Annotated in this window: 21 protein-coding genes, 1 riboswitch and 1 other annotated feature; of the genes, 14 read left to right on the forward strand and 7 right to left on the reverse strand. The window is 46.7% G+C overall.

Translation table 11 applies throughout. The features are described from left to right. Window positions 1-113 precede the first annotated feature (113 nt). Together KCTCHS21_RS06015 and KCTCHS21_RS06020 are read left to right on the forward strand one after the other, a co-directional pair. Window positions 114-434 carry a catDE operon transcriptional regulator CatR gene (locus KCTCHS21_RS06015; protein ID WP_130616381.1) on the forward strand — a complete coding sequence of 107 codons (321 nt, stop codon included), beginning with the start codon at window positions 114-116 and terminating at the stop codon, window positions 432-434. A gap of 162 nt (window positions 435-596) precedes the next feature. Next, the gene (locus KCTCHS21_RS06020) at window positions 597-1,547 is read left to right on the forward strand and encodes an ATP-dependent DNA ligase (RefSeq protein ID WP_130605883.1); all 951 of its coding nucleotides are present in this window, start codon (window positions 597-599) and stop codon (window positions 1,545-1,547) included. A gap of 49 nt (window positions 1,548-1,596) precedes the next feature. Here the strand turns inward: KCTCHS21_RS06020 and ku are convergent, their stop codons facing one another. Beyond that, window positions 1,597-2,484, reverse strand: coding sequence for a non-homologous end joining protein Ku (gene ku, locus KCTCHS21_RS06025; protein ID WP_130605885.1), 888 nt, complete (start codon window positions 2,482-2,484; stop codon window positions 1,597-1,599). Window positions 2,485-2,608: 124 nt separating this feature from the next. Between ku and KCTCHS21_RS06030 the strand changes: the two genes are divergently transcribed. The 3 genes from KCTCHS21_RS06030 (at window position 2,609) to KCTCHS21_RS06040 (ending at window position 3,820) form a co-directional block, all read left to right on the forward strand. Next, the gene (locus tag KCTCHS21_RS06030) at window positions 2,609-2,788 is read left to right on the forward strand and encodes a hypothetical protein (RefSeq protein ID WP_130605887.1); all 180 of its coding nucleotides are present in this window, start codon (window positions 2,609-2,611) and stop codon (window positions 2,786-2,788) included. Further along, on the forward strand, window positions 2,785-2,970 hold the full coding sequence (locus KCTCHS21_RS06035) for an H-type small acid-soluble spore protein (protein WP_130605889.1): 186 nt from the start codon (window positions 2,785-2,787) through the stop codon (window positions 2,968-2,970). Before KCTCHS21_RS06030 ends, KCTCHS21_RS06035 begins: the two co-directional genes overlap by 4 nt. 289 nt (window positions 2,971-3,259) lie before the next feature. Continuing rightward, on the forward strand, window positions 3,260-3,820 hold the full coding sequence (locus tag KCTCHS21_RS06040; RefSeq protein WP_130605891.1) for an FAD-dependent oxidoreductase: 561 nt from the start codon (window positions 3,260-3,262) through the stop codon (window positions 3,818-3,820). 50 nt (window positions 3,821-3,870) lie between these two features. On the opposite strand, the gene KCTCHS21_RS06045 is transcribed toward KCTCHS21_RS06040, so the two are convergent. Further along, the gene (locus KCTCHS21_RS06045; RefSeq protein WP_130616382.1) at window positions 3,871-4,197 is read right to left on the reverse strand and encodes a YjgN family protein; all 327 of its coding nucleotides are present in this window, start codon (window positions 4,195-4,197) and stop codon (window positions 3,871-3,873) included. A 361-nt stretch (window positions 4,198-4,558) separates the two neighbouring features. On the opposite strand from KCTCHS21_RS06045, the gene KCTCHS21_RS30820 reads away from it, so the two are divergent. Next, window positions 4,559-4,726, forward strand: coding sequence for a hypothetical protein (locus tag KCTCHS21_RS30820; RefSeq protein ID WP_157993963.1), 168 nt, complete (start codon window positions 4,559-4,561; stop codon window positions 4,724-4,726). A 283-nt stretch (window positions 4,727-5,009) separates the two neighbouring features. Here KCTCHS21_RS30820 and KCTCHS21_RS06050 read toward each other — a convergent pair whose 3' ends face one another. Continuing rightward, window positions 5,010-5,939, reverse strand: coding sequence for an IS3 family transposase (locus KCTCHS21_RS06050; protein ID WP_331872307.1), 930 nt, complete (start codon window positions 5,937-5,939; stop codon window positions 5,010-5,012). A 17-nt stretch (window positions 5,940-5,956) separates the two neighbouring features. After that, a complete protein-coding gene (locus KCTCHS21_RS06055) occupies window positions 5,957-6,277 on the reverse strand; it encodes a transposase (protein ID WP_130605895.1) in 321 nt (106 codons plus the stop codon). 179 nt (window positions 6,278-6,456) lie between these two features. Between KCTCHS21_RS06055 and KCTCHS21_RS30825 the strand changes: the two genes are divergently transcribed. Continuing rightward, window positions 6,457-6,624 carry a hypothetical protein gene (locus KCTCHS21_RS30825; protein WP_157993965.1) on the forward strand — a complete coding sequence of 56 codons (168 nt, stop codon included), beginning with the start codon at window positions 6,457-6,459 and terminating at the stop codon, window positions 6,622-6,624. A gap of 277 nt (window positions 6,625-6,901) precedes the next feature. On the opposite strand, the gene KCTCHS21_RS06060 is transcribed toward KCTCHS21_RS30825, so the two are convergent. Continuing rightward, window positions 6,902-7,660 (reverse strand): CAP domain-containing protein, encoded by a 759-nt coding sequence (locus KCTCHS21_RS06060; RefSeq protein WP_130605897.1) that lies wholly within the window; start codon window positions 7,658-7,660, stop codon window positions 6,902-6,904. 5 nt (window positions 7,661-7,665) lie between these two features. Next, window positions 7,666-7,797, reverse strand: a riboswitch (cyclic di-AMP (ydaO/yuaA leader). 245 nt (window positions 7,798-8,042) lie between these two features. Here KCTCHS21_RS06060 and thiL point away from each other — a divergent pair. From thiL to tsaD, 5 genes are read left to right on the forward strand one after another with little or no spacing between them, the layout of a single operon-like run. Continuing rightward, window positions 8,043-9,080: a thiamine-phosphate kinase gene (gene thiL / locus KCTCHS21_RS06065; protein ID WP_130605898.1), complete on the forward strand. Its 1,038-nt coding sequence runs from the start codon at window positions 8,043-8,045 to the stop codon at window positions 9,078-9,080. Between the two features lie 8 nt (window positions 9,081-9,088). Then, window positions 9,089-9,613 carry a tRNA (adenosine(37)-N6)-threonylcarbamoyltransferase complex ATPase subunit type 1 TsaE gene (gene tsaE / locus KCTCHS21_RS06070; protein WP_130605900.1) on the forward strand — a complete coding sequence of 175 codons (525 nt, stop codon included), beginning with the start codon at window positions 9,089-9,091 and terminating at the stop codon, window positions 9,611-9,613. After that, window positions 9,610-10,404: a tRNA (adenosine(37)-N6)-threonylcarbamoyltransferase complex dimerization subunit type 1 TsaB gene (tsaB, locus tag KCTCHS21_RS06075; RefSeq protein ID WP_130605902.1), complete on the forward strand. Its 795-nt coding sequence runs from the start codon at window positions 9,610-9,612 to the stop codon at window positions 10,402-10,404. Before tsaE ends, tsaB begins: the two co-directional genes overlap by 4 nt. 4 nt (window positions 10,405-10,408) lie before the next feature. Continuing rightward, the gene (rimI, locus tag KCTCHS21_RS06080; RefSeq protein WP_130605904.1) at window positions 10,409-10,903 is read left to right on the forward strand and encodes a ribosomal protein S18-alanine N-acetyltransferase; all 495 of its coding nucleotides are present in this window, start codon (window positions 10,409-10,411) and stop codon (window positions 10,901-10,903) included. Further along, window positions 10,900-11,961: a tRNA (adenosine(37)-N6)-threonylcarbamoyltransferase complex transferase subunit TsaD gene (gene tsaD / locus KCTCHS21_RS06085; RefSeq protein ID WP_130605906.1), complete on the forward strand. Its 1,062-nt coding sequence runs from the start codon at window positions 10,900-10,902 to the stop codon at window positions 11,959-11,961. Before rimI ends, tsaD begins: the two co-directional genes overlap by 4 nt. 79 nt (window positions 11,962-12,040) lie before the next feature. Further along, window positions 12,041-12,305 (forward strand) — a binding site (T-box leader). A 151-nt stretch (window positions 12,306-12,456) separates the two neighbouring features. On the opposite strand, the gene KCTCHS21_RS31075 is transcribed toward tsaD, so the two are convergent. Continuing rightward, a complete protein-coding gene (locus KCTCHS21_RS31075) occupies window positions 12,457-12,738 on the reverse strand; it encodes a hypothetical protein (protein ID WP_130605908.1) in 282 nt (93 codons plus the stop codon). A 35-nt stretch (window positions 12,739-12,773) separates the two neighbouring features. Between KCTCHS21_RS31075 and KCTCHS21_RS06095 the strand changes: the two genes are divergently transcribed. Both KCTCHS21_RS06095 and KCTCHS21_RS06100 read left to right on the forward strand, forming a co-directional pair. Further along, window positions 12,774-14,363 (forward strand): 2-isopropylmalate synthase, encoded by a 1,590-nt coding sequence (locus tag KCTCHS21_RS06095; RefSeq protein WP_130605910.1) that lies wholly within the window; start codon window positions 12,774-12,776, stop codon window positions 14,361-14,363. 11 nt (window positions 14,364-14,374) lie between these two features. Next, entirely contained in the window at window positions 14,375-15,187 is an 813-nt protein-coding gene (locus KCTCHS21_RS06100) for a class I SAM-dependent methyltransferase (protein ID WP_130605912.1), read from the forward strand. Window positions 15,188-15,601: 414 nt separating this feature from the next. On the opposite strand, the gene abc-f is transcribed toward KCTCHS21_RS06100, so the two are convergent. Then, window positions 15,602-17,521 (reverse strand): ribosomal protection-like ABC-F family protein, encoded by a 1,920-nt coding sequence (gene abc-f, locus KCTCHS21_RS06105; protein ID WP_130605914.1) that lies wholly within the window; start codon window positions 17,519-17,521, stop codon window positions 15,602-15,604. Between the last annotated feature and the right edge of the window lie 101 nt (window positions 17,522-17,622).

The following is a 17,622-nucleotide window of genomic DNA, read 5'->3' on the forward strand; positions in this document are numbered from 1 at the left end:
TTCTCATTAGCATTTCCAGATGTGACAAGAAGGACTCTATCTAATGATCGATATTAGACTTTCCTTCCTCAAGAATCTGATCTAGCGTATAATGGGAAGATGGGGTGATGAGAATGGATCAGTCGCAATTATGTCCTCGATTTGAGAAGGCTATGGAAATATTGAGTAAACGTTGGACAGCTTTGATTGTATATCAGCTGCTCGCTGGTCCTCAGCGTTTTGCTCGAATTGAGAGCTCATTGCCTAATCTAAGCGGTAAAGTACTGTCCGAACGGCTAAAGGAATTAGAAGCCGAGAGCATCATTCAACGTGACGTTTATCCCGAAACGCCAGTGCGCATTGAGTATAAGCTAACGGATAAAGGCAAAGCCTTAGCTCCGTTATTTAATAATATTGAAAGCTGGTCGAGCGAGTGGATCGAGCTGAAGGAATAACATTATCGCTTCCATACTGCTGATAGTAGCAGCTTGGGGGCGATTTTTGTTATGGAGGGTGGTAGAAGCTGTGCAATCTATGTATGTATTCTAGCCGAACAGTCCACTCTTTAGAGGATAGGTGGAAGCACCTAATTATTCATTTAAGGAGGTATTGGGCAGATGGAATGGCTTCCCCTTGCGCCCTTCGAACCGATCTCGGCTACGCAAATACCGACTGGAGAACAATGGATCGCCCAAATAAAATGGGACGGCGTTAGAATGTTAACTTATTTTGACGGTCAAGAGGTTAGATTATTCAATCGCAGGCTTAACGAACGAACGATGCAATATCCGGAGCTATCGCAGCCCTCGACATTTTGCCGTTCATCATCGTTTATTATTGATGGGGAGCTAATAGCCTTCGATGAGAACAAGCCGTCATTTCATGAAATCATGAAGCGAGATAGCTTGCGCAGATTAGATCATATCGAACGAGCTGTGAAACGAACTCCAGTCGTATATATGATTTTTGATGTGCTGTATATTGAGGGTAAATCAGTTATGGATAAACCCTTATTGGAGAGACAAGCACTATTAAACGAATATATTATCCCTCATGACAATATACAGGTTGTGCAAAATTTCAGTGATGCCTCCCAGCTGTTAAAGGTTATGAAAGCTCATCAGATGGAAGGAATCGTCTGCAAAAATACAGAAAGCACCTATTCTGTAGCAGGGAAGGATAAGCGATGGCAGAAGATCAAGATTTTTTATGATCTTCATGCCATCGTAGGAGGCATTACGTTAAACCATGACACCGTAAACTCCATGCTCCTAGGCTTGTATAATGCAACAGGTGAATTTGTATATATCGGGCATTCCGGTCCAGGCAAGCTAGCGGGGATGGAGCTACAAAATTTAACCAATCAAGCTAAAGCAGCGATAATCCCTGAAATGCCCTTTATGAATAAGCCGGAAAGGTATAAGGATGTACTGTGGGTGAATCCGCAGATTATCGTAAAGATTCAATATATGGAATGGACAACGCATGGAACAATGAGACACCCAACTGTACAAGCAATTGTTACGGCGGTTCATTTGGAGGACTGTACTTTTAAGCAGCTTGATTGAAATGTGGATTCCGGACCGATTAGGGTGAAAAGGGTTTCTCCACAATCGTTTAGGGAACGGCGCCCTCTTTCTTGCGACCACGTGTGCCACGAGGCTTGGCTTTGCTACGGTCTTCCCCTGTGTCGGTTGGCGTAGCAGCAGTGGTAGGTGGCTTAGCTGGCTTTGAATTCGTAGCCTCTAGGCTAGCCTGGAGAGCTGCCATAAGATCTATGACATTTGTTCTTTCTGCGGCAGGAGCCGTAATAATATCCGTGCCTTCACCAGCAATTTTACGTTGGATAGCTTCTTGCAAGGCAATTCGGTAATCGTCCGTATATTTGGCCGGATCAAAGGGAGTTGAAAGCTGATCAATGAGCATTTTAGCCATTGTTAGCTCCCGTTCATTAACGGAAGTTTGCTCGGGTAAGTTTGGTACCTGCTGTAAGGGGCGGATTTCATCTGGGTAGTGCATGGTTTCCATGCATATACAATTGTCTACAGCCCGAATAGCGGCCAAGCTACTTTTGCTTCGTATTGCGATTTTAGCTATACCGATTTTACCCGATTGACGCATAGCCTCGAGCAACAAATTATAAGCACCTGAGCCTGCTTGGTCGGGAGATAAATAATAAGCCTTCTGATAATATAAGGGATCAATTTCCGTCAAATCGACAAAATCCAAAATTTGAATCGTTCGAGTATTTTCCGGCTTTATAGCGTCAAGCTCATCGGATTCGAACAAGACGAAACGATCCTTTTCGCTTTCGTAGCCCTTCGAGATGTCATCCCATCCCAGTTCCTTCTCGCAATGAGGGCAGGTGCGAACATTGGCGATAGGCGTACCGCATTCTTTGTGAATCATCCGTAAATGAATATCTTTGTCTTCAGTAGCTGTGAACATTTTGACAGGTACATGAACCAAGCCGAAGCTGATCGCACCTTTCCAGACCGTATGCATGGGTATTGGCTCCCTTTTACTCAAGGTGTTTACTCCTTTATAAGCTTCCCCGTCCGAATGGAAAACAATCGTGCAGGGAATATTGGAAAGGGTTATAAGCCAGAAACCAAGGAGACGAAGAAGCATGGACTCGGAAAATGTACAGGGTAAGGGCAATTCAGACTCTATTCATGAGGGCAAGGACGTCTACGACATGGATATAGACCGAATGATTAACGAAGGATTGGGTGGGGGGCAGGTAACTCTTCATAATGGGCTGATCTCGGAATCAACGACGGATACAATGGAGGAAAATAATCCATGAATGCACAGAGAGCAAAGGAAATTTATGAATCATCTGATAATATATCGGTTCAATTGGACGGCGAGGAATCCGTTTGGATTGAGAACGTAGATGTACCAAACGGCGTGGCTACGGTTCAGGTTGGGACAAATCCGATGAATACTCAGACGGTTGGGGTAGAGCGATTGAAAGAGCGGGACTGAATGAGGGAGATTGAGTGGGACTGAATGAGTGGGACTTAATAAGCGGGATTGAATAAGGGCGCAAGTGAATCTCTATGGCACGCATCGGGGTATTTCTGACCATTCGATTCTACGTTAAGAAGGGGCATCTCTGATCCCCTGATTCTACGTAAAGAAGGGGCACCCCCGATCACCCAATTCTACGTTAAGCTGCATTTGCTTCAGCACAGGAATACTTACTTTTTGGAAGTAAGTTGTTCTCATGCTAAAATGAGGTGAGTTCCATTATATCCCTCAAGGAGTGATTGTTATGTATGAAATCGCAATAATCGGCGGAGGTCCCGCAGGCGCAAGTGCGGCTATTTTTACTGCGAAAGCAGGGAAGAAAACACTTGTACTCGATAGCGACCAGAGCGTAACAAAGCGAGCATGGGTTGAGAACCATTATGGAGTCAAAGAAATTACGGGTCCTGATCTCGTGGCTATTGGGAAGGCACAAGCAGTTAAGTTTGGTGCGGAGTTCGTGACGGCCAAAGCGACCAAGCTAATTGCTGGGGACGGGTTTATTACTATTGAAACAGACGGAGAAACCTACGAAGCGAGTCACGTTATTCTCGCCACCGGGCTATTCGTAGATGTGGCTGAAGCTAGTGGCGTTCGCACCAAGCCAGGAACAGAGCCGAGAATTAAAACGATCGTTGATGCTTCTCCAGAAGGAAAGACGAGCATAGATCGTATATGGGTAGCTGGTACCGCCGCTGGTGTGAGTATGCACACAATCATAACCGCAGGCAATGGTGCCAAAGTTGCCATCAACATCATTAGCGAGCTCAACGGCGAACGCTATGTCGATCATGATTTTCTGAAATAAGAATAAAAAATCCCGCCTTGCCGCATGGGCTAGGTGGGATTTTTTTGTTCTTAAGCAAATGTTGTATGTTTGGTCTTCCATTTTTCTAATGATATAAATAACCAAAGGCTATAAATGCCAACTGTCACGATGCAGAGTAACCACCATTTAATCCAGTTGCCGAATAAACCTACAGCAGATCCATTAAACTTGAGTCTACGACCCTCAATTACAGTATGCTCAATTTTCCAGCGATAAAGCATTGTTAGTGCCCAAGGGTAGCAAATACCTAGCGTGCATACAGTTACGATAAAACCGAGAATACTCCAACCAATATACTGCAGCAAGCCCCCATCAAAATATGATTGCACTTCAATTTTAATTGGCCTTTCAGATATTTCCCCGTTTACGCTTGTAGCGATGCTCACAACAACACTCCTCATAGTATATCCTGATCGGTTCAGGTAATTATTCCTATATGTGTGACATTATTCTACATCAAAAGTCCTGATTTGGCGATAAATAAAAATTAAGGAAGCTATACCCAATAAAGGATGTCCTATAGACTTTTTTTTACACGTGACTCACTTCTCCAAACAGCTTTCAATAATTATCAACGAACCAACAAATAAATGTGCGCAAAGACAAGTGGGAGATGCACGAAATAATCGAACAACGGTGTCAGGGAGAGGCGCGATTGGAGGTAGGTGTACGAAATAATCGAGCTACTGGGTCTGGGAGAGGCACGATTGGAGGTATATGTACGAAATAATCGAGCAACGAGGGCGTGGAGAGGCACGATTGGAGGTAGATGTACGAAATAATCGAGCAACTGGTCAGAAAGAGGCACGTTTGAAGGTAGATGTACGAAATAATCGAGCAACGGGGTCAGGGATAGGCACGTTTGAAGGTAGATGTACGAAATAATCGAACAGAGAGGTCAGGAGGAGGTACGATTGGAGGTAGATGTACGAAATAATCGAGCAACGGGGTCGAGGATAGGCACGATTGGAGGTAGATGTACGAAATAATCGAGCAACTGGGTCAGAGAGATGCACGTTTGAAGGTAGATGTACGAAATAATCGAGCAACGGGGTCGAGGATAGGCACGATTGGAGGTAGATCGGTTCGGTCCCCTAATTCCGGAGAGTCTCCAAGTAAAACTGTTGTTATTATAGAATCCCATTCTTTTTCGCCGTTTTGCTCAAAATTACAGCACGCGATCGAATTTTTTGAGGTCTTCTTTGGTACCTTTTAACCAGTTCATGAATGCTGCTGGTGAACGCTTCCCTAAGCTGCCGTGCATCCGACGTGCGTTGTAAAATTCGATGTAGTCCCGCACTGCCTGGTACGCTGCTTCGAATGTTTCAAACGACGTCTTGTCCAATACGTCGCGTTCCAATGTGGCATGAAACGATTCGATGTAAGCATTCATATTTGGTGATTTTGGCGGGATACGCTCGTGAATAAAGGGCTCATTCTCATCTGCACTGAGCGCACCAAACGCCTTGCTTATAAACTGCGGGCCGTTGTCGGTCCGGATAATTGGCCTAGCTTCGCCCTGCGACAAGCGGGCTTTGAATGCAGCTTTCACTGTTTGACAGATATGGATAGCACTGCACGACGAGCCTAAGTGGTAACCGACAATGGTTCGGTCGTAGACATCGATCATGTCTGCCAGATAGAAGAACTGATCGTAACCCTCGACGTACCCATACTTAATGTCGAGCTGCCACAGCTGATTTGAAGCAGTGATGGTATGGTTGCGGGCTAATCGCCTTGGATAGTGAACAATTTTCCTACGCTGAGGCTTCAAAATGCCTAGCTCCTTGCAAAAACGGTATACCTTCTTATCATTAATCAAAGCCTGGTACTGGACACGTAAGCATTCTGCGAGCATGCGGTAGCCGTAGATATATTCTTCACCTGAAATGAGTTCCGTCAGCCATTCCTGCACCTGTGAATTGCTGACCTTATCGCCATTTTGCAGCAGGGTATGGGTGGACAGAGGTCTACCACGGGCAGGCGGACTCGAGGCAACGACTTCCAAATGGTTCTTCCTAAGACGGCGCTCATAGTACGTGGAAGAAGCCACTGCAACCATCTGTAATACGATTACGACTGCGTTTCCCCGCTCAATGAAGGTTGTGGCAACCTCTAGTTTGTCATCGAGAGAGGGTTCTTCTTTTTTATAAGTTCACGCAAAATCTCGAGTTCAAGTTCTTTCTCGCCCAAGACCTTCATAGCACGGGCATGTTTTTCCTCGAGTTCAAGATAGCGTTGTTCATCTGCTGCGCGTTCACTGAATGTAGGTATGCTATCATCGCCATGGGTTTCTTGAAACTCCTTCACCCAAGAGCGTATGGTCTCAGATGTAACCTCGTACTTACGTGCAACAATAGCTGGCTTTATACCAGATAAAGCTTCCCTAGCTGCTTGATGTCTTATAGCTTCAAAAGTGCGATTACGTCTCCTCATATATCCTCATCCCCCTATCTTAGTGTACCTTAACTTTGCAGGCACTCTCCAATCTATTTAGGGGGCTTAATAGAGATGTACGAAATAATCGAGCAACTGGGTCAGAGAGATGCACGTTTGAAGGTAGAAGTACGAAATAATCGAGCAACGTGGTCAGGGGGAGGCGCGATTGGAGGTAGGTGTACGAAATAATCGAGCTACTGGGTCTGGGAGAGGCACGATTGGAGGTAGATGTACGAAATAATCGAGCAACTGGTCAGAAAGAGGCACGTTTGAAGGTAGATGTACGAAATAATCGAGCAACTGGGGCGTGGAGAGGCACTCTTGGAGATAGATGTACGAAATAATCGAGCAACGGGGGCGTGGAGAGGTACTCTTGGAGATAGATGTACGAAATAATCGAGCAACGGGTCTTTGGAGAGGCACTCTTGGAGGTAGGTGTACGGAATAATCGAGCAACGAGATCGGGAAGAGGCACGTTTGAAGGTAGATGTACGAAATAATCGAGCAACGAGGTTTGGGAGAGGCACGATTAGAGCCAGCCAGATGGGGGAGGTAAGAAATTAAAGCCAAAAGGCGTTGATACAGGTTTTCCCTGCATCAACGCCTTCTGCCCTACTTCTTTTAAGAAATAAATTCTTGAACCCAGACGCCATTGTGGTAAGCAACGCCAATAATAGTGAAGTTGGCACTTAGGATATTAGCGCGATGACCAGGGCTATTCATCCATGCTGTCATTACTTCTTGAGGAGTACGTTGTCCCTTGGCAATGTTCTCACCTGCATAGCGATAGCTGATACCGTACGTTTTCATCATATCGAACGGTGAGCCGTAGGTCGGTGAATTATGGTCAAAATAACCGTTGTTATACATGTCTTTTGCTTTATCTAGAGCCATTTTGGTTAGAGTAGCATTAGATTCCTTCAAAGCACTTAGACCTGCTTTGGCGCGTTCCTGATTTACAAGTGTTACGACTTCAGTTGCGAATGAGGATGCTGGAGCTGTTGTGCCTGTGTCTGTCCCATTCCCTGGATTAGGCTTAGATGGCTGGGTTGGCACAGTGGGTTTAGATGGCTGAGTAGGTACAGTAGGCTTAGAAGGCTGGCTAGGCACGCTTGGCTTAGTTGGTGTTGATCCTTGACCGGAGCCTGTGTTTCCTGAACCCGTTGATGGTGCAGTTACGACTGGGTATTTGCCTTGCAGCCATTGTTGAAGGAGAGCATTAAGATCTATTCCAAGGCGACTATTGATTTGCGTAGTCGCTTGATTATTTCCAGTTACGCTTGCTGCTGATGCCGCGCCAACACCTGTAGGAATGGAAATCGCTAAAGCTAGCGTTCCTAATATAAGAGCTTTCTTAAAACCTGATTTGTTGTTACGCATAAATATGTTCCTCCCTTTGTTTGCCTGCGAAGTTAGCTGACGGGTTCGGGTCAAAGAGTTCCCTGCCGCACGATTAGCGGCTTCACCCCACTATGTGGTTTCTCCGCGTCCGCTGTGGACTTAGGCTTGGAATATCTCAAAGTCTATCAGCTAATCTGCTTGAAAACATTCCATAAATAATAGCAATTGATAAATACAAAGCCCGTTTTTATTGTTGTATCAGTGGATTAACTGCTAAAATTACAAATCGTTCATAATTATTTGAAGCTAGAAATATCGCTGTTTGTACTATAATAAAGCTTGGCAGAGTCGGGGTAGATTCTTTGCATGTTCAAGCACACACCGATATAATTAAAAGCATAATGAGATAAAGGGGTGCGCCGTGCCGCCACTCGACGAGTTCGGACTAATTCGTGCCTGGACGGAAGGTCGTCAAACTAAGGAGCTCCTTGGTGCTGCTGGCGTTACGCTTGGCATCGGAGATGATGCAGCTATTGTCGCTGGTGAATCAAGTCAGGAGTGGCTTTTTGCCATGGATACGATGGTGGAAGAGGTTCATTTTCGCAAGGAGACGATGAGCGAGTCGGATGTGGGTTTTAAAGCACTGGCCGCCAATATTAGCGATATTGCGGCGATGGGAGGTATCCCGAAGCTGGCGCTTGTGTCGGTAAGCGTTCCTCCTCACTGGACGGCTACGCGAATGAAGCAATTATTCGACGGGCTTTATTCATGCGCGAACCGATATGGAGTTGCGGTAATTGGCGGTGATACGACTTCAGCACCGAATCAGCTGGTCGTATCTATAACGGTTGTCGGCAACGTAGAGGCTGGCAAAGCTATTCGCCGTGACGGAGCAAAGCCTGGTCAGATCGTTTTTATGACTGGACCCACAGGATTATCTGCCGGAGGCTTACATGGTTTGCTTAAAAGCGCTGCGGAAGCAAGCCATACTACATTCAAGCTGCCACCAATACCATCTAGATTAGTTCAAGCCCATCAACGCCCTTCGCCTTCTGTGAAGGCAGGACGTATGCTGCTTGAGAATGGGTGGGGAGCGTCACTTAACGATGTAAGCGACGGAGTTGCCAGTGAAGCTTGGGAAATCGCTGAAGCCTCTCAAGTGAAGCTCGTATTGCATGAGAAGCTCTTACCTATTTCTGGTGAGCTAGCGTCGTATGCTCATGATAACGGTATCCAACCGTTGGAGTGGGTGTTGTACGGTGGCGAGGATTACGTCCTTCTTGGGACTGCGGACAAGCAGCATGAGCAAGCGATGAAGGAACATTTTCGCGCAGAAGGAATCCCCTTGTTTATTATTGGAGAAGTTGAAGCAGGAATTCCGGAAGTGGCTATGGAAACAGTGGGAGGCATCAATAAGCCCATTCCCAAGAGAGGTTACAATCATTTTTCGAAGGGATAATGTGAAGAATGCAGCACAATGAAAAAGCGGATTCACCCCAGCTATATAGCTGGGAAGCCTCTTCCGAGAAGGATACTATAGGTTTTGCAGAAGCGTTGGCTAAGCTAGCTGTCCCTGGAACTGTCCTAGCCGTTGACGGAGATTTAGGAGCGGGAAAAACGCGTTTTGCTCAAGCGTTTGCTGCTGCTATCGGAGTACGGGGAATTGTGAACAGTCCTACTTATACGATTATTAAAGAGTACGAGGGAGAGCATCTCCCTTTTTATCATATGGATGTTTATCGTTTGACATTGCCTGAAGCTGATGAGCTTGGGTTAGACGAATATTTTCATAGTGAAGGTGTAACTTTGGTTGAGTGGGCATCTCTTATTGAGCCCATTCTTCCTCAGGAGAGAATGTCTATTCAGATTGTGACGACTGGTCCTGATTCGCGGCGAATTATATGTCAACCGATGGGACAGCCCTACGAATCTTGGTGCCGGCAATTAGAAATGCTAGAGAAGGTAGACGAAGGGGAGAAACCAACCGTATGAAAATGAACGCAAGTAAGAGTGAGGATTCATCTGTGACGGTGCTTTCCTTCGATACCTCGACGGCTTTACTTGCAGTGGCTATCGTAAAGGACGGGACTCTGGTGGATTCCATTACCTCCTTCACGGAGCGTAATCATTCAGTCAGAATATTATCTGAAATTAAGGAGCTTCTTAACCGTAATGGGATAAAAGGTACAGAAATAGATGCCATCGCGGTAGGACAAGGTCCAGGCTCTTATACAGGGGTTCGCATCGCAGTTACGGCTGCCAAGACGCTAGCTTGGGCATGGGACAAGCCATTAATTGGAGTATCCAGCTTAGAAGCATTGGCATTCGGGGCGTGGAACTCTCTTCGACTTGCTAATGAGGATATGGCTTCAGATCGTGATACATGGATAGTTCCTCTAATGGACGCGAGACGTGGGCAAGTGTATACATCTCGTTATGCCGCTGACCATTGCGGAAAATGGGACACAATCGATAGTGACGCTATCCGACTTATCGCGGATTGGGCGGAGCGAATTGAGGAAGAGGCTACACTCGATCCGCAGGTAGCCACGATTTGGTTCGTCGGTGATACTTTACCCCACAAGACGACAATTGAGCTTTCAGAGCAATCCGGAATTCGCTTGCGTACTTTCGATTTCGACATGGATGCTGGAGCAGTTGGGCAGCTCGCAGAGCTTCGTTATCGACAAGGCGAACGGGACGATGTACACACCTTTGTTCCGAATTATACGCAGCTGACGGAAGCGGAAAATAAGCTCATTGCTGCTTCCAGAGGAGAGTGACGACATGGAATACCGATTAATGAATCTGAATGATATCAGCACAATCGTAGAGATTGAACAGGAATCCTTCACGGCCCCATGGTCGGAGGAAGCGTTCCACAATGAGCTAACCAACAATCTTTTTGCCAAATATATGATTATGGAGCTCGAAGGTACAATCTTAGGCTATGGCGGAATGTGGCTCATTATTGATGAGGCCCACATAACGAATATTGCGCTTAGAGAGCAGTATCGGGGTGTAGGTAATGGAAAAAAACTGCTTCAGGAAATGATGAAGACAGCCTATTTTCTAGGAGCACGGCGTATGACCTTAGAGGTACGTGTAACAAATGAAAGAGCACAGGCCTTGTATCGTAAGCTGGGATTTTATCCTTCCGGTGTTCGCCCTGCCTATTATTCCGATAATCTAGAGGATGCACTAATTATGTGGGCGGATCTAGTGCCGGATGACTTCGATGAGCTAGAAACAGCGGGTAAGGTAGGGGAGGAAGAAGCATGAGCGAATTGGACAATGAGATAGCTTCCTCTTCGAAAAGTAATTATATAATGCTTGCTATTGAGACGAGCTGCGATGAAACCTCGGTTGCAGTTGTTCGGAATGGGCGTGAGGTGCTTTCCAATATTATCTCTAGCCAGATAGAGACACATAAGAAATTTGGCGGCGTTGTGCCTGAGATAGCTTCCCGAAAACACGTGGAGAGTATTACGGCCATTCTGGAGGAAGCGCTGCGCGAAGCTCAGGTTGGCTTAACCGATATTGATACGATCGCAGTAACCCAAGGTCCGGGTCTGATTGGGGCATTGCTGGTAGGCGTCGTAGCGGCGAAGAGCTTAGCCTTGGCGTTAGATGTACCTTTGATAGGAACTCATCATATTGCCGGGCATATTTATGCTAATCATCTGATGGGGGATATTGTTTATCCTGCTCTTGCTCTCGTTGTTTCTGGCGGGCATACGGAAATTGTACTTCTTGAACAAGAGGGCAAGTTTCGCATTCTCGGAAGGACAAGGGATGACGCAGTCGGAGAAGCTTATGATAAAGTGGCAAGAGCGCTACAGTTCCCTTATCCAGGGGGCCCCTATGTGGATAGATTAGCACAGGAAGCAACGGAGGAAATCGTACTTCCGCGTGCATGGCTGGAGCCGGATTCCTATGATTTCAGCTTTAGTGGGTTGAAATCAGCTGTTCTGTCGGAGATCAACCGTTCACGAATGAAGGGCGAGTCACCGGATTTCTCGGCTTTGGCTAAGGGGTTCCAGCAATCGGTTATCGACGTGGTTACAAGTAAGGCAATTAAAGCGGCTAAGGAGTTTAACGTACGACAAATGCTGTTGTGTGGCGGTGTTGCGGCTAATCGAGGGCTGCGTGATAAACTAAGCTCATTATGTGAAGAAGCAGGCTTACCGTTACTTATACCTACGAATCAGCTATGTACAGACAATGCGGCTATGATTGCCGCCGCTGCAGACTTAAAATGGCGCCGTGGCGAGTTCTCATCGCTTGATCTTAAGGCAGAGCCGATACTATCGCTTGAGGATTGGTCGGTTAACGATTAAAAATATTTTGTAATAAGGAATTGACAGATTATTTTTTGGTGAATATAATAAGACCAATCCCCAAGGGGAACATACTTAAGGAAACGCGATGAACAGGAATAGTAGGGAAGACCCTGAATTCAGAGAGCTGCGGGATGGTGCAACGCAGTAGATGGGAACCTGAAGCTCACCTGGGAGCGGATGTATGGAACGGCCGGACAATAAATCTGGTGCGCTACATTCATACGGTTAACCCCCGTGATAAGGTACAAAGCGGATATTTTCCAGCCTGACTGATTTAAGGCTAGTGAGAATATCAACAAGAGTGGTACCGCGGATGGCTAAATAAGCCCACCGTCTCTTATACAGAGACGAGTGGGCTTTTATATTTGGATACGCAATGATCGGGAGTAGTAGGATTTCCTCGGGAGCAGAGAGCTGCGGGTCGGTGCGACGCAGCCGAAGAGGAAACTGAACTCGCCCAGGAGCGGAACGATGGAAAGGGATTTGGCGTAATTAGCCAATACTAGGTACATCGCTACGGTTGGCCCCCGCTATAGGGCGCTCGTCCTTGTTAATCGACCGAACGATTAGCATGGACGCACAAGTGGGAGGAACAAGCTCGTCCGTCGGAAGACGAGCTCCTCCAAGCAGAGTGGTACCGCGGCGGCTTCCAAGCCCGTCGTCTCTAGCCTTAAGAGACGACGGGCTTTTTGTGTTTTCCCCGCAAGAATGGGCTGCGCATCCATTCTCAAGGACAAATCCTTTCCCCGTCGTTCTCTTAGATTGATCGGACATCCCTTACGGGATGAAATCTAAGGAGGTTAACCCCTATGACATCAACTACTCAAGCAAATATAATAACCAATTCCGCTAAACGACGCATAAAGATTTTCGATACGACACTTAGAGATGGCGAACAAGCCCCGGGAGCTTCCATGAAGCCTGAGCAGAAAATCGTCATCGCACGCCAGCTAGCGCGTCTGGGCGTAGATACTATTGAACCAGGCTTTGCTATTTCAAGTCCTGGGGAGTTTCAAGCGATACAGCAAATTTCACGCGAGCTGCAAAATGTAGAAATATGCGGATTTGCCCGTTGCGTTAAAGCAGACATTGATTCGGCTGTTGCCGCCACGCAGGATGCTGCACGCCGCCGTCTACATCTGTTCATATCGGCTTCTCAAATCCATTTGGATTTCCAGCTCCGCAAGACGCAGGACGAGGTCATCGAGATGCTTCGCGGGATGGTCGCTTATGGAAAGCAATTCGTAGATCAAATAGAATTTTCACCGATGGATGCTTCGCGCTCTAGCGAAGAGTTCCTGTTCAGGGTCGTTGAGGCGGCTATAGAAGAAGGGGCGACAATTATTAACATCCCGGATACGATGGGATATGCATTGCCAGAGGAATTCGGACCATTGTTCACACGGGTTCGCGAAGGTGTGCGCGGCGGAGATAAAGTGATCTATAGTACCCATTGTCATAATGATTTGGGCTTAGCGGTTGCTAACAGCTTAGCTGCTATCCGCCATGGTGTCACTCAGGTTGAGGTGAGTGTAAATGGGGTTGGCGAGCGTGCAGGGAATTGCTCCTTGGAGGAGCTGGTTATGGCTATTGAAACCCGCGGGGATTCGATGGGGGTAGAAACTGGAATTGTCACCGAGCATATATATGAAACCTCTCGGATGGTGAGCCGCACGATGCATTTTCCAATTGCATTTAACAAACCGATTGTTGGACGTAATGCCTTCCAGCATGAGTCAGGCATCCATCAGGATGGCTTGCTGAAAAACCGCAATACCTATGAAATCATGGATCCGGAAGCAATGGGTATTCCACGTAGCATGATTATTCTGGGCAAGCATTCAGGACGACATGCGATTAAGCATAAAATTTCCGAATTCGGAGTTAAATTAAACGATGCTGAAATGGAGGATTTCTATAACCGTTTCAAGGAGAAGGCTGATGAGCAGAAAATCATTACAGACGACGTTATGATGCAGCTGTTGGGAGAATCAACAGACACTATCGTGCAGCCGTACTCGTTGGTTGATCTGCAAGTGTTGGCAGGGTCGAGCCGTTCCCGTATCGCCTCCATCACCATATATAGCTCAGCCGATGGGAAAGAGCAAACCTACACGGGTGCTGGTGAAGGACCGCTTGAAGCAGTGATCCAATGCATTCGCGAGGCGATGCCTGTCGACGCTATATTCGAGGATTTGGAGATACATTCGTTGTCGACGGGCGAGGATGCCTTCGGAGAAGCCGTTGTAACTGTATCAAGCGGAGACCAAAGAAATATCGGAACTGCGATTCATCGGGATATTATTTTGGCGGCAGCCAGAGCTTACGTTTCAGCGGTTAATGGTGTAATACTCGCTCGTAAAATAAGCGAAGCCCATAAAGAAGCATCCGGGGAGTAGAGGTTAATCCTATGGAGCAAATACTGAAATACTATGACTCGTTCGATGAATGGGGGAGGCTCGATAGGGAACCAATTGAGTTCATGGTTAACCTCCATCATATCCAGAAAAACCTTCCCCCTAAGGGGCGGATTCTCGATATCGGCGCGGGACCTGGGAAGTATTCTATTGCTCTTTCTGAGCTTGGGTATGAGGTCAACCTTGCTGATCTTACGCCAAAACTCGTTGAGATGGCGAAGCTTAAGGCGAGGGAAGCTGGAGTACTAGAACGGTTTAATGGATTCCACGTTGTCGATGCCAGGGATATGAGCAGCTTCAAGGATGAGCAGTTCGATGCTTGCTTAATGCTCGGGCCAATGTATCATCTACAGACGGAAGAGGATCGTTCTAAAGCGATTCGTGAATTGCATCGGGTTACGAAGAAAGGTGGTCCAGTATTCGTCGCCTTCATGTCCAGATTAAAGCATCTCACAACTTCCATGATGTTTCCCGGGGCTTGGAAGCCGAACGATACTTCCCAAGGGCTAGCTGATTTTCTGGCATCGGGAATATTCAATCATAGCGATGAAGGAAGGTTCACGGGTGCTTATTATTTCGACATTGACGAAATCAACCCTCTCATGGAGGCTCATGGGCTCAAGAGCGTGAAGCTAATAAGCTCAGAGAGCGTTGCCGGATCGATGAATACAGAGCAATGGAACTATTGGAGACAGCGAGGCGAAGAAGAATTCGGGCAAGTGATGCAAATCGTCATGAAGGCGTCTGAAAGTCCCTACATTCTCGGGGCAGCGTCGCATCTATTGTATATAGGGGAAAAGCAATAAGAACGGGCTGTTCCGTAAGTGTGAAAATCACTTGCTGAGCAGCCTGTTTAAGATTTTGGGCGTAACGATTTATAAGTTGAAGCTAGTTTCGTTGTCCAACTTATCCAATTGTAGATCAATAAGTGATGTGGACAAAGTTATCCACACCCCCTGTGTGTAATGTGGATAAGAGCTAATAACCCTTGCTACATATAGGGTTGGAGGTTATTGAAAGTGGGATCAATTTTTCAGCCCTTTTGTGTGGAAAGTGTGGATAATGTGGATAAAACGGTGGAAAACTGTGCCATTACGCAATAGAGGACAAAAAAATGCTTGCGTACCAAGAGGTGGTTGGGGATAGAAGATCTTTCCCCACTGACTCTTCCTGCACGCAAGCTGTGTATAACTGTGTGAACAACTTATTTTCCAGTAATTCTACGATTCTTCCATTAAAGCTTCCCAAGTCTGAAAGGCTTCATCTAAAGCAGCACGTGTTTTATCCGCTTCGGCTTGTTTTTCTCTTAACTTCATATAATCCGTAACCATCTCTGGGGAAGCCATCTCAAGCTCAAGAGCAGAAAGCTCATTCTCTAGTCGAGAAATGTCTGCTTCGGCTTGCTCACGTTTACGTATTCTTGCTCTGTCCTCACGTTTCGCCTGCTTGTCCGCTTCGTAGTTACTGACAGCGGGTTGGGCAGCTTGTGAGCTAGAGTTATTTAATTCCGTTTCCCATTCTTTCATTTCTCGCTTTTTAACAACCATTTCGTCATAATTTCCTAGGAAATGCTCAGTCCCATCTGATGCTAATTCAACAATACGGTCAGCAATTCGGTTAAGGAAGTAGCGATCATGGGAAACGAAAATGAGAGTGCCGTCATATTCATCCAAGGCGCCCTCTAGTACCTCGCGGCTCATCAGATCCAGATGGTTCGTCGGCTCATCGAGCAGAAGAACATTCGCTTTGCGCAGCATCAGCTTCGATAAAGCGACTCTTGCCTTCTCTCCTCCGCTTAAGGAGCTAATCTTCTTGCGAACATCGTCACCGCTAAATAAGAAATTGCCAAGAACCGTACGAATTTCTGCTTCAGGATGCTGGGCAAATGCGCTCCAGACTTCCTCTAAAACTGTATTCGCTGGATTCAGCTCTCTTTGCTCTTGATCGTAGTAACCAAGCGAGACGCCAGCCCCCCATTCAATGACACCTGTGCGTAGCGGTAATTTATCGATAAGTGCTCGGAGCAAAGTCGTCTTGCCGACCCCGTTAGGTCCAAGCAAAGCGAGTCTCTCTCCTCTTTTTACCTCGAAGGACACATTACGAAACAAGGGAGCCATCTCTTCCTTAGGAGCAGCAGAACAATTAATGGCTCTAAGAACCTCTTTGCCGCTCCGGCGCTCCGTAGAAAAGGAAAAGCTCGCTTGCTTTAAAGTGCCGGGCTTCTCTAAGCGTTCAATTCTCTCCAGCGCATTGCGCCTGCTTTGGGCACGTCGAGTCGTCGAGGCACGGACAATATTTCGTTGTACGAAATCCTCCATACGGGATATTTCCTTGCGCTGCTGATCGTATAGCTTGATTTGTTGTGCATAAGCTGCTGCCTTTAAGTCCATGAATCGGCTGTAATTGCCAGTATATCGTGTGGCTGCATGACGCTCGATTTCGACTATGGCTGTAACGGTGGCATCGAGGAAATATCGGTCATGGGAGACGATAACCATAGCACCAGCATAAGATCTCAGATACTGCTCTAACCAAGTAAGGGTGTCAATATCCAGGTGATTGGTAGGCTCATCTAGCAATAGCAGCTCAGGTTGGACAAGTAGCAGTCTGGCAAGCGCAAGACGCGTCCGTTGCCCCCCGCTAAGCGAGGAAACCTCCGTATCAGGAGAAAAGTCTCCAAAGCCCATTCCGTGAAGAATGCTGCGGATGCGGTTTTTCATTTCGAACCCGCCATTTTCCCGGAATTTCTCGCTTACGTCAGCATACTGAGCTAGCAAAGCTTCGTATCGTTCTGGATTTTCTAGCTCTTGGGGATCTGCTACCCGGTTTTCCAACGCTAATAATGCTCGCTCTTGATCCAGTAGAGGACCGAACGCAGAATTCATTTCTTCCATTAGAGTACGATGTCCTTGAAGGCCGCCATTTTGAGCCAAATAACCGACCTTAAGCTCTCTCGGCTTGGATACGGAACCCGTATCAGCGGTTAGCTCACCGGCCAGGATACGTAAGAAGGTTGATTTGCCGGCTCCATTGACACCTACAAGACCAATGCGATCGCGCTCATTGATTTGCAGAGATACCCCATCTAGTACAGGGGTAACGCCGTAATGCTTTGTAATGCTGGATGCTTGTAATAGCAAGAGGAATCCCTCCGAAAATTTCGATTCATTCTTGCTACAAGTGTACCGTAAACATATAAGAAAAGTCCAAGTCGTTATTCTTTGGCGAAAATAGACATAAA

It is taken from the genome of Cohnella abietis (assembly GCF_004295585.1).
Lineage (GTDB): Bacteria > Bacillota > Bacilli > Paenibacillales > Paenibacillaceae > Cohnella > Cohnella abietis.

Coding starts and splice junctions, on each gene's coding strand:
- KCTCHS21_RS06015 (WP_130616381.1), top strand. CDS start 114: ATGGATCAGTCGCAATTATGTCCTCGATTTGAGAAGGCTATGGAAATA.
- KCTCHS21_RS06020 (WP_130605883.1), top strand. CDS start 597: ATGGAATGGCTTCCCCTTGCGCCCTTCGAACCGATCTCGGCTACGCAA.
- ku (WP_130605885.1), bottom strand. CDS start 2,484: ATGCATACGGTCTGGAAAGGTGCGATCAGCTTCGGCTTGGTTCATGTA.
- KCTCHS21_RS06030 (WP_130605887.1), top strand. CDS start 2,609: ATGGACTCGGAAAATGTACAGGGTAAGGGCAATTCAGACTCTATTCAT.
- KCTCHS21_RS06035 (WP_130605889.1), top strand. CDS start 2,785: ATGAATGCACAGAGAGCAAAGGAAATTTATGAATCATCTGATAATATA.
- KCTCHS21_RS06040 (WP_130605891.1), top strand. CDS start 3,260: ATGTATGAAATCGCAATAATCGGCGGAGGTCCCGCAGGCGCAAGTGCG.
- KCTCHS21_RS30820 (WP_157993963.1), top strand. CDS start 4,559: ATGTACGAAATAATCGAGCAACGAGGGCGTGGAGAGGCACGATTGGAG.
- KCTCHS21_RS06055 (WP_130605895.1), bottom strand. CDS start 6,277: ATGAGGAGACGTAATCGCACTTTTGAAGCTATAAGACATCAAGCAGCT.
- KCTCHS21_RS06060 (WP_130605897.1), bottom strand. CDS start 7,660: ATGCGTAACAACAAATCAGGTTTTAAGAAAGCTCTTATATTAGGAACG.
- tsaE (WP_130605900.1), top strand. CDS start 9,089: ATGCAGCACAATGAAAAAGCGGATTCACCCCAGCTATATAGCTGGGAA.
- tsaB (WP_130605902.1), top strand. CDS start 9,610: ATGAAAATGAACGCAAGTAAGAGTGAGGATTCATCTGTGACGGTGCTT.
- rimI (WP_130605904.1), top strand. CDS start 10,409: ATGGAATACCGATTAATGAATCTGAATGATATCAGCACAATCGTAGAG.
- tsaD (WP_130605906.1), top strand. CDS start 10,900: ATGAGCGAATTGGACAATGAGATAGCTTCCTCTTCGAAAAGTAATTAT.
- KCTCHS21_RS31075 (WP_130605908.1), bottom strand. CDS start 12,738: ATGTCCGATCAATCTAAGAGAACGACGGGGAAAGGATTTGTCCTTGAG.
- KCTCHS21_RS06095 (WP_130605910.1), top strand. CDS start 12,774: ATGACATCAACTACTCAAGCAAATATAATAACCAATTCCGCTAAACGA.
- KCTCHS21_RS06100 (WP_130605912.1), top strand. CDS start 14,375: ATGGAGCAAATACTGAAATACTATGACTCGTTCGATGAATGGGGGAGG.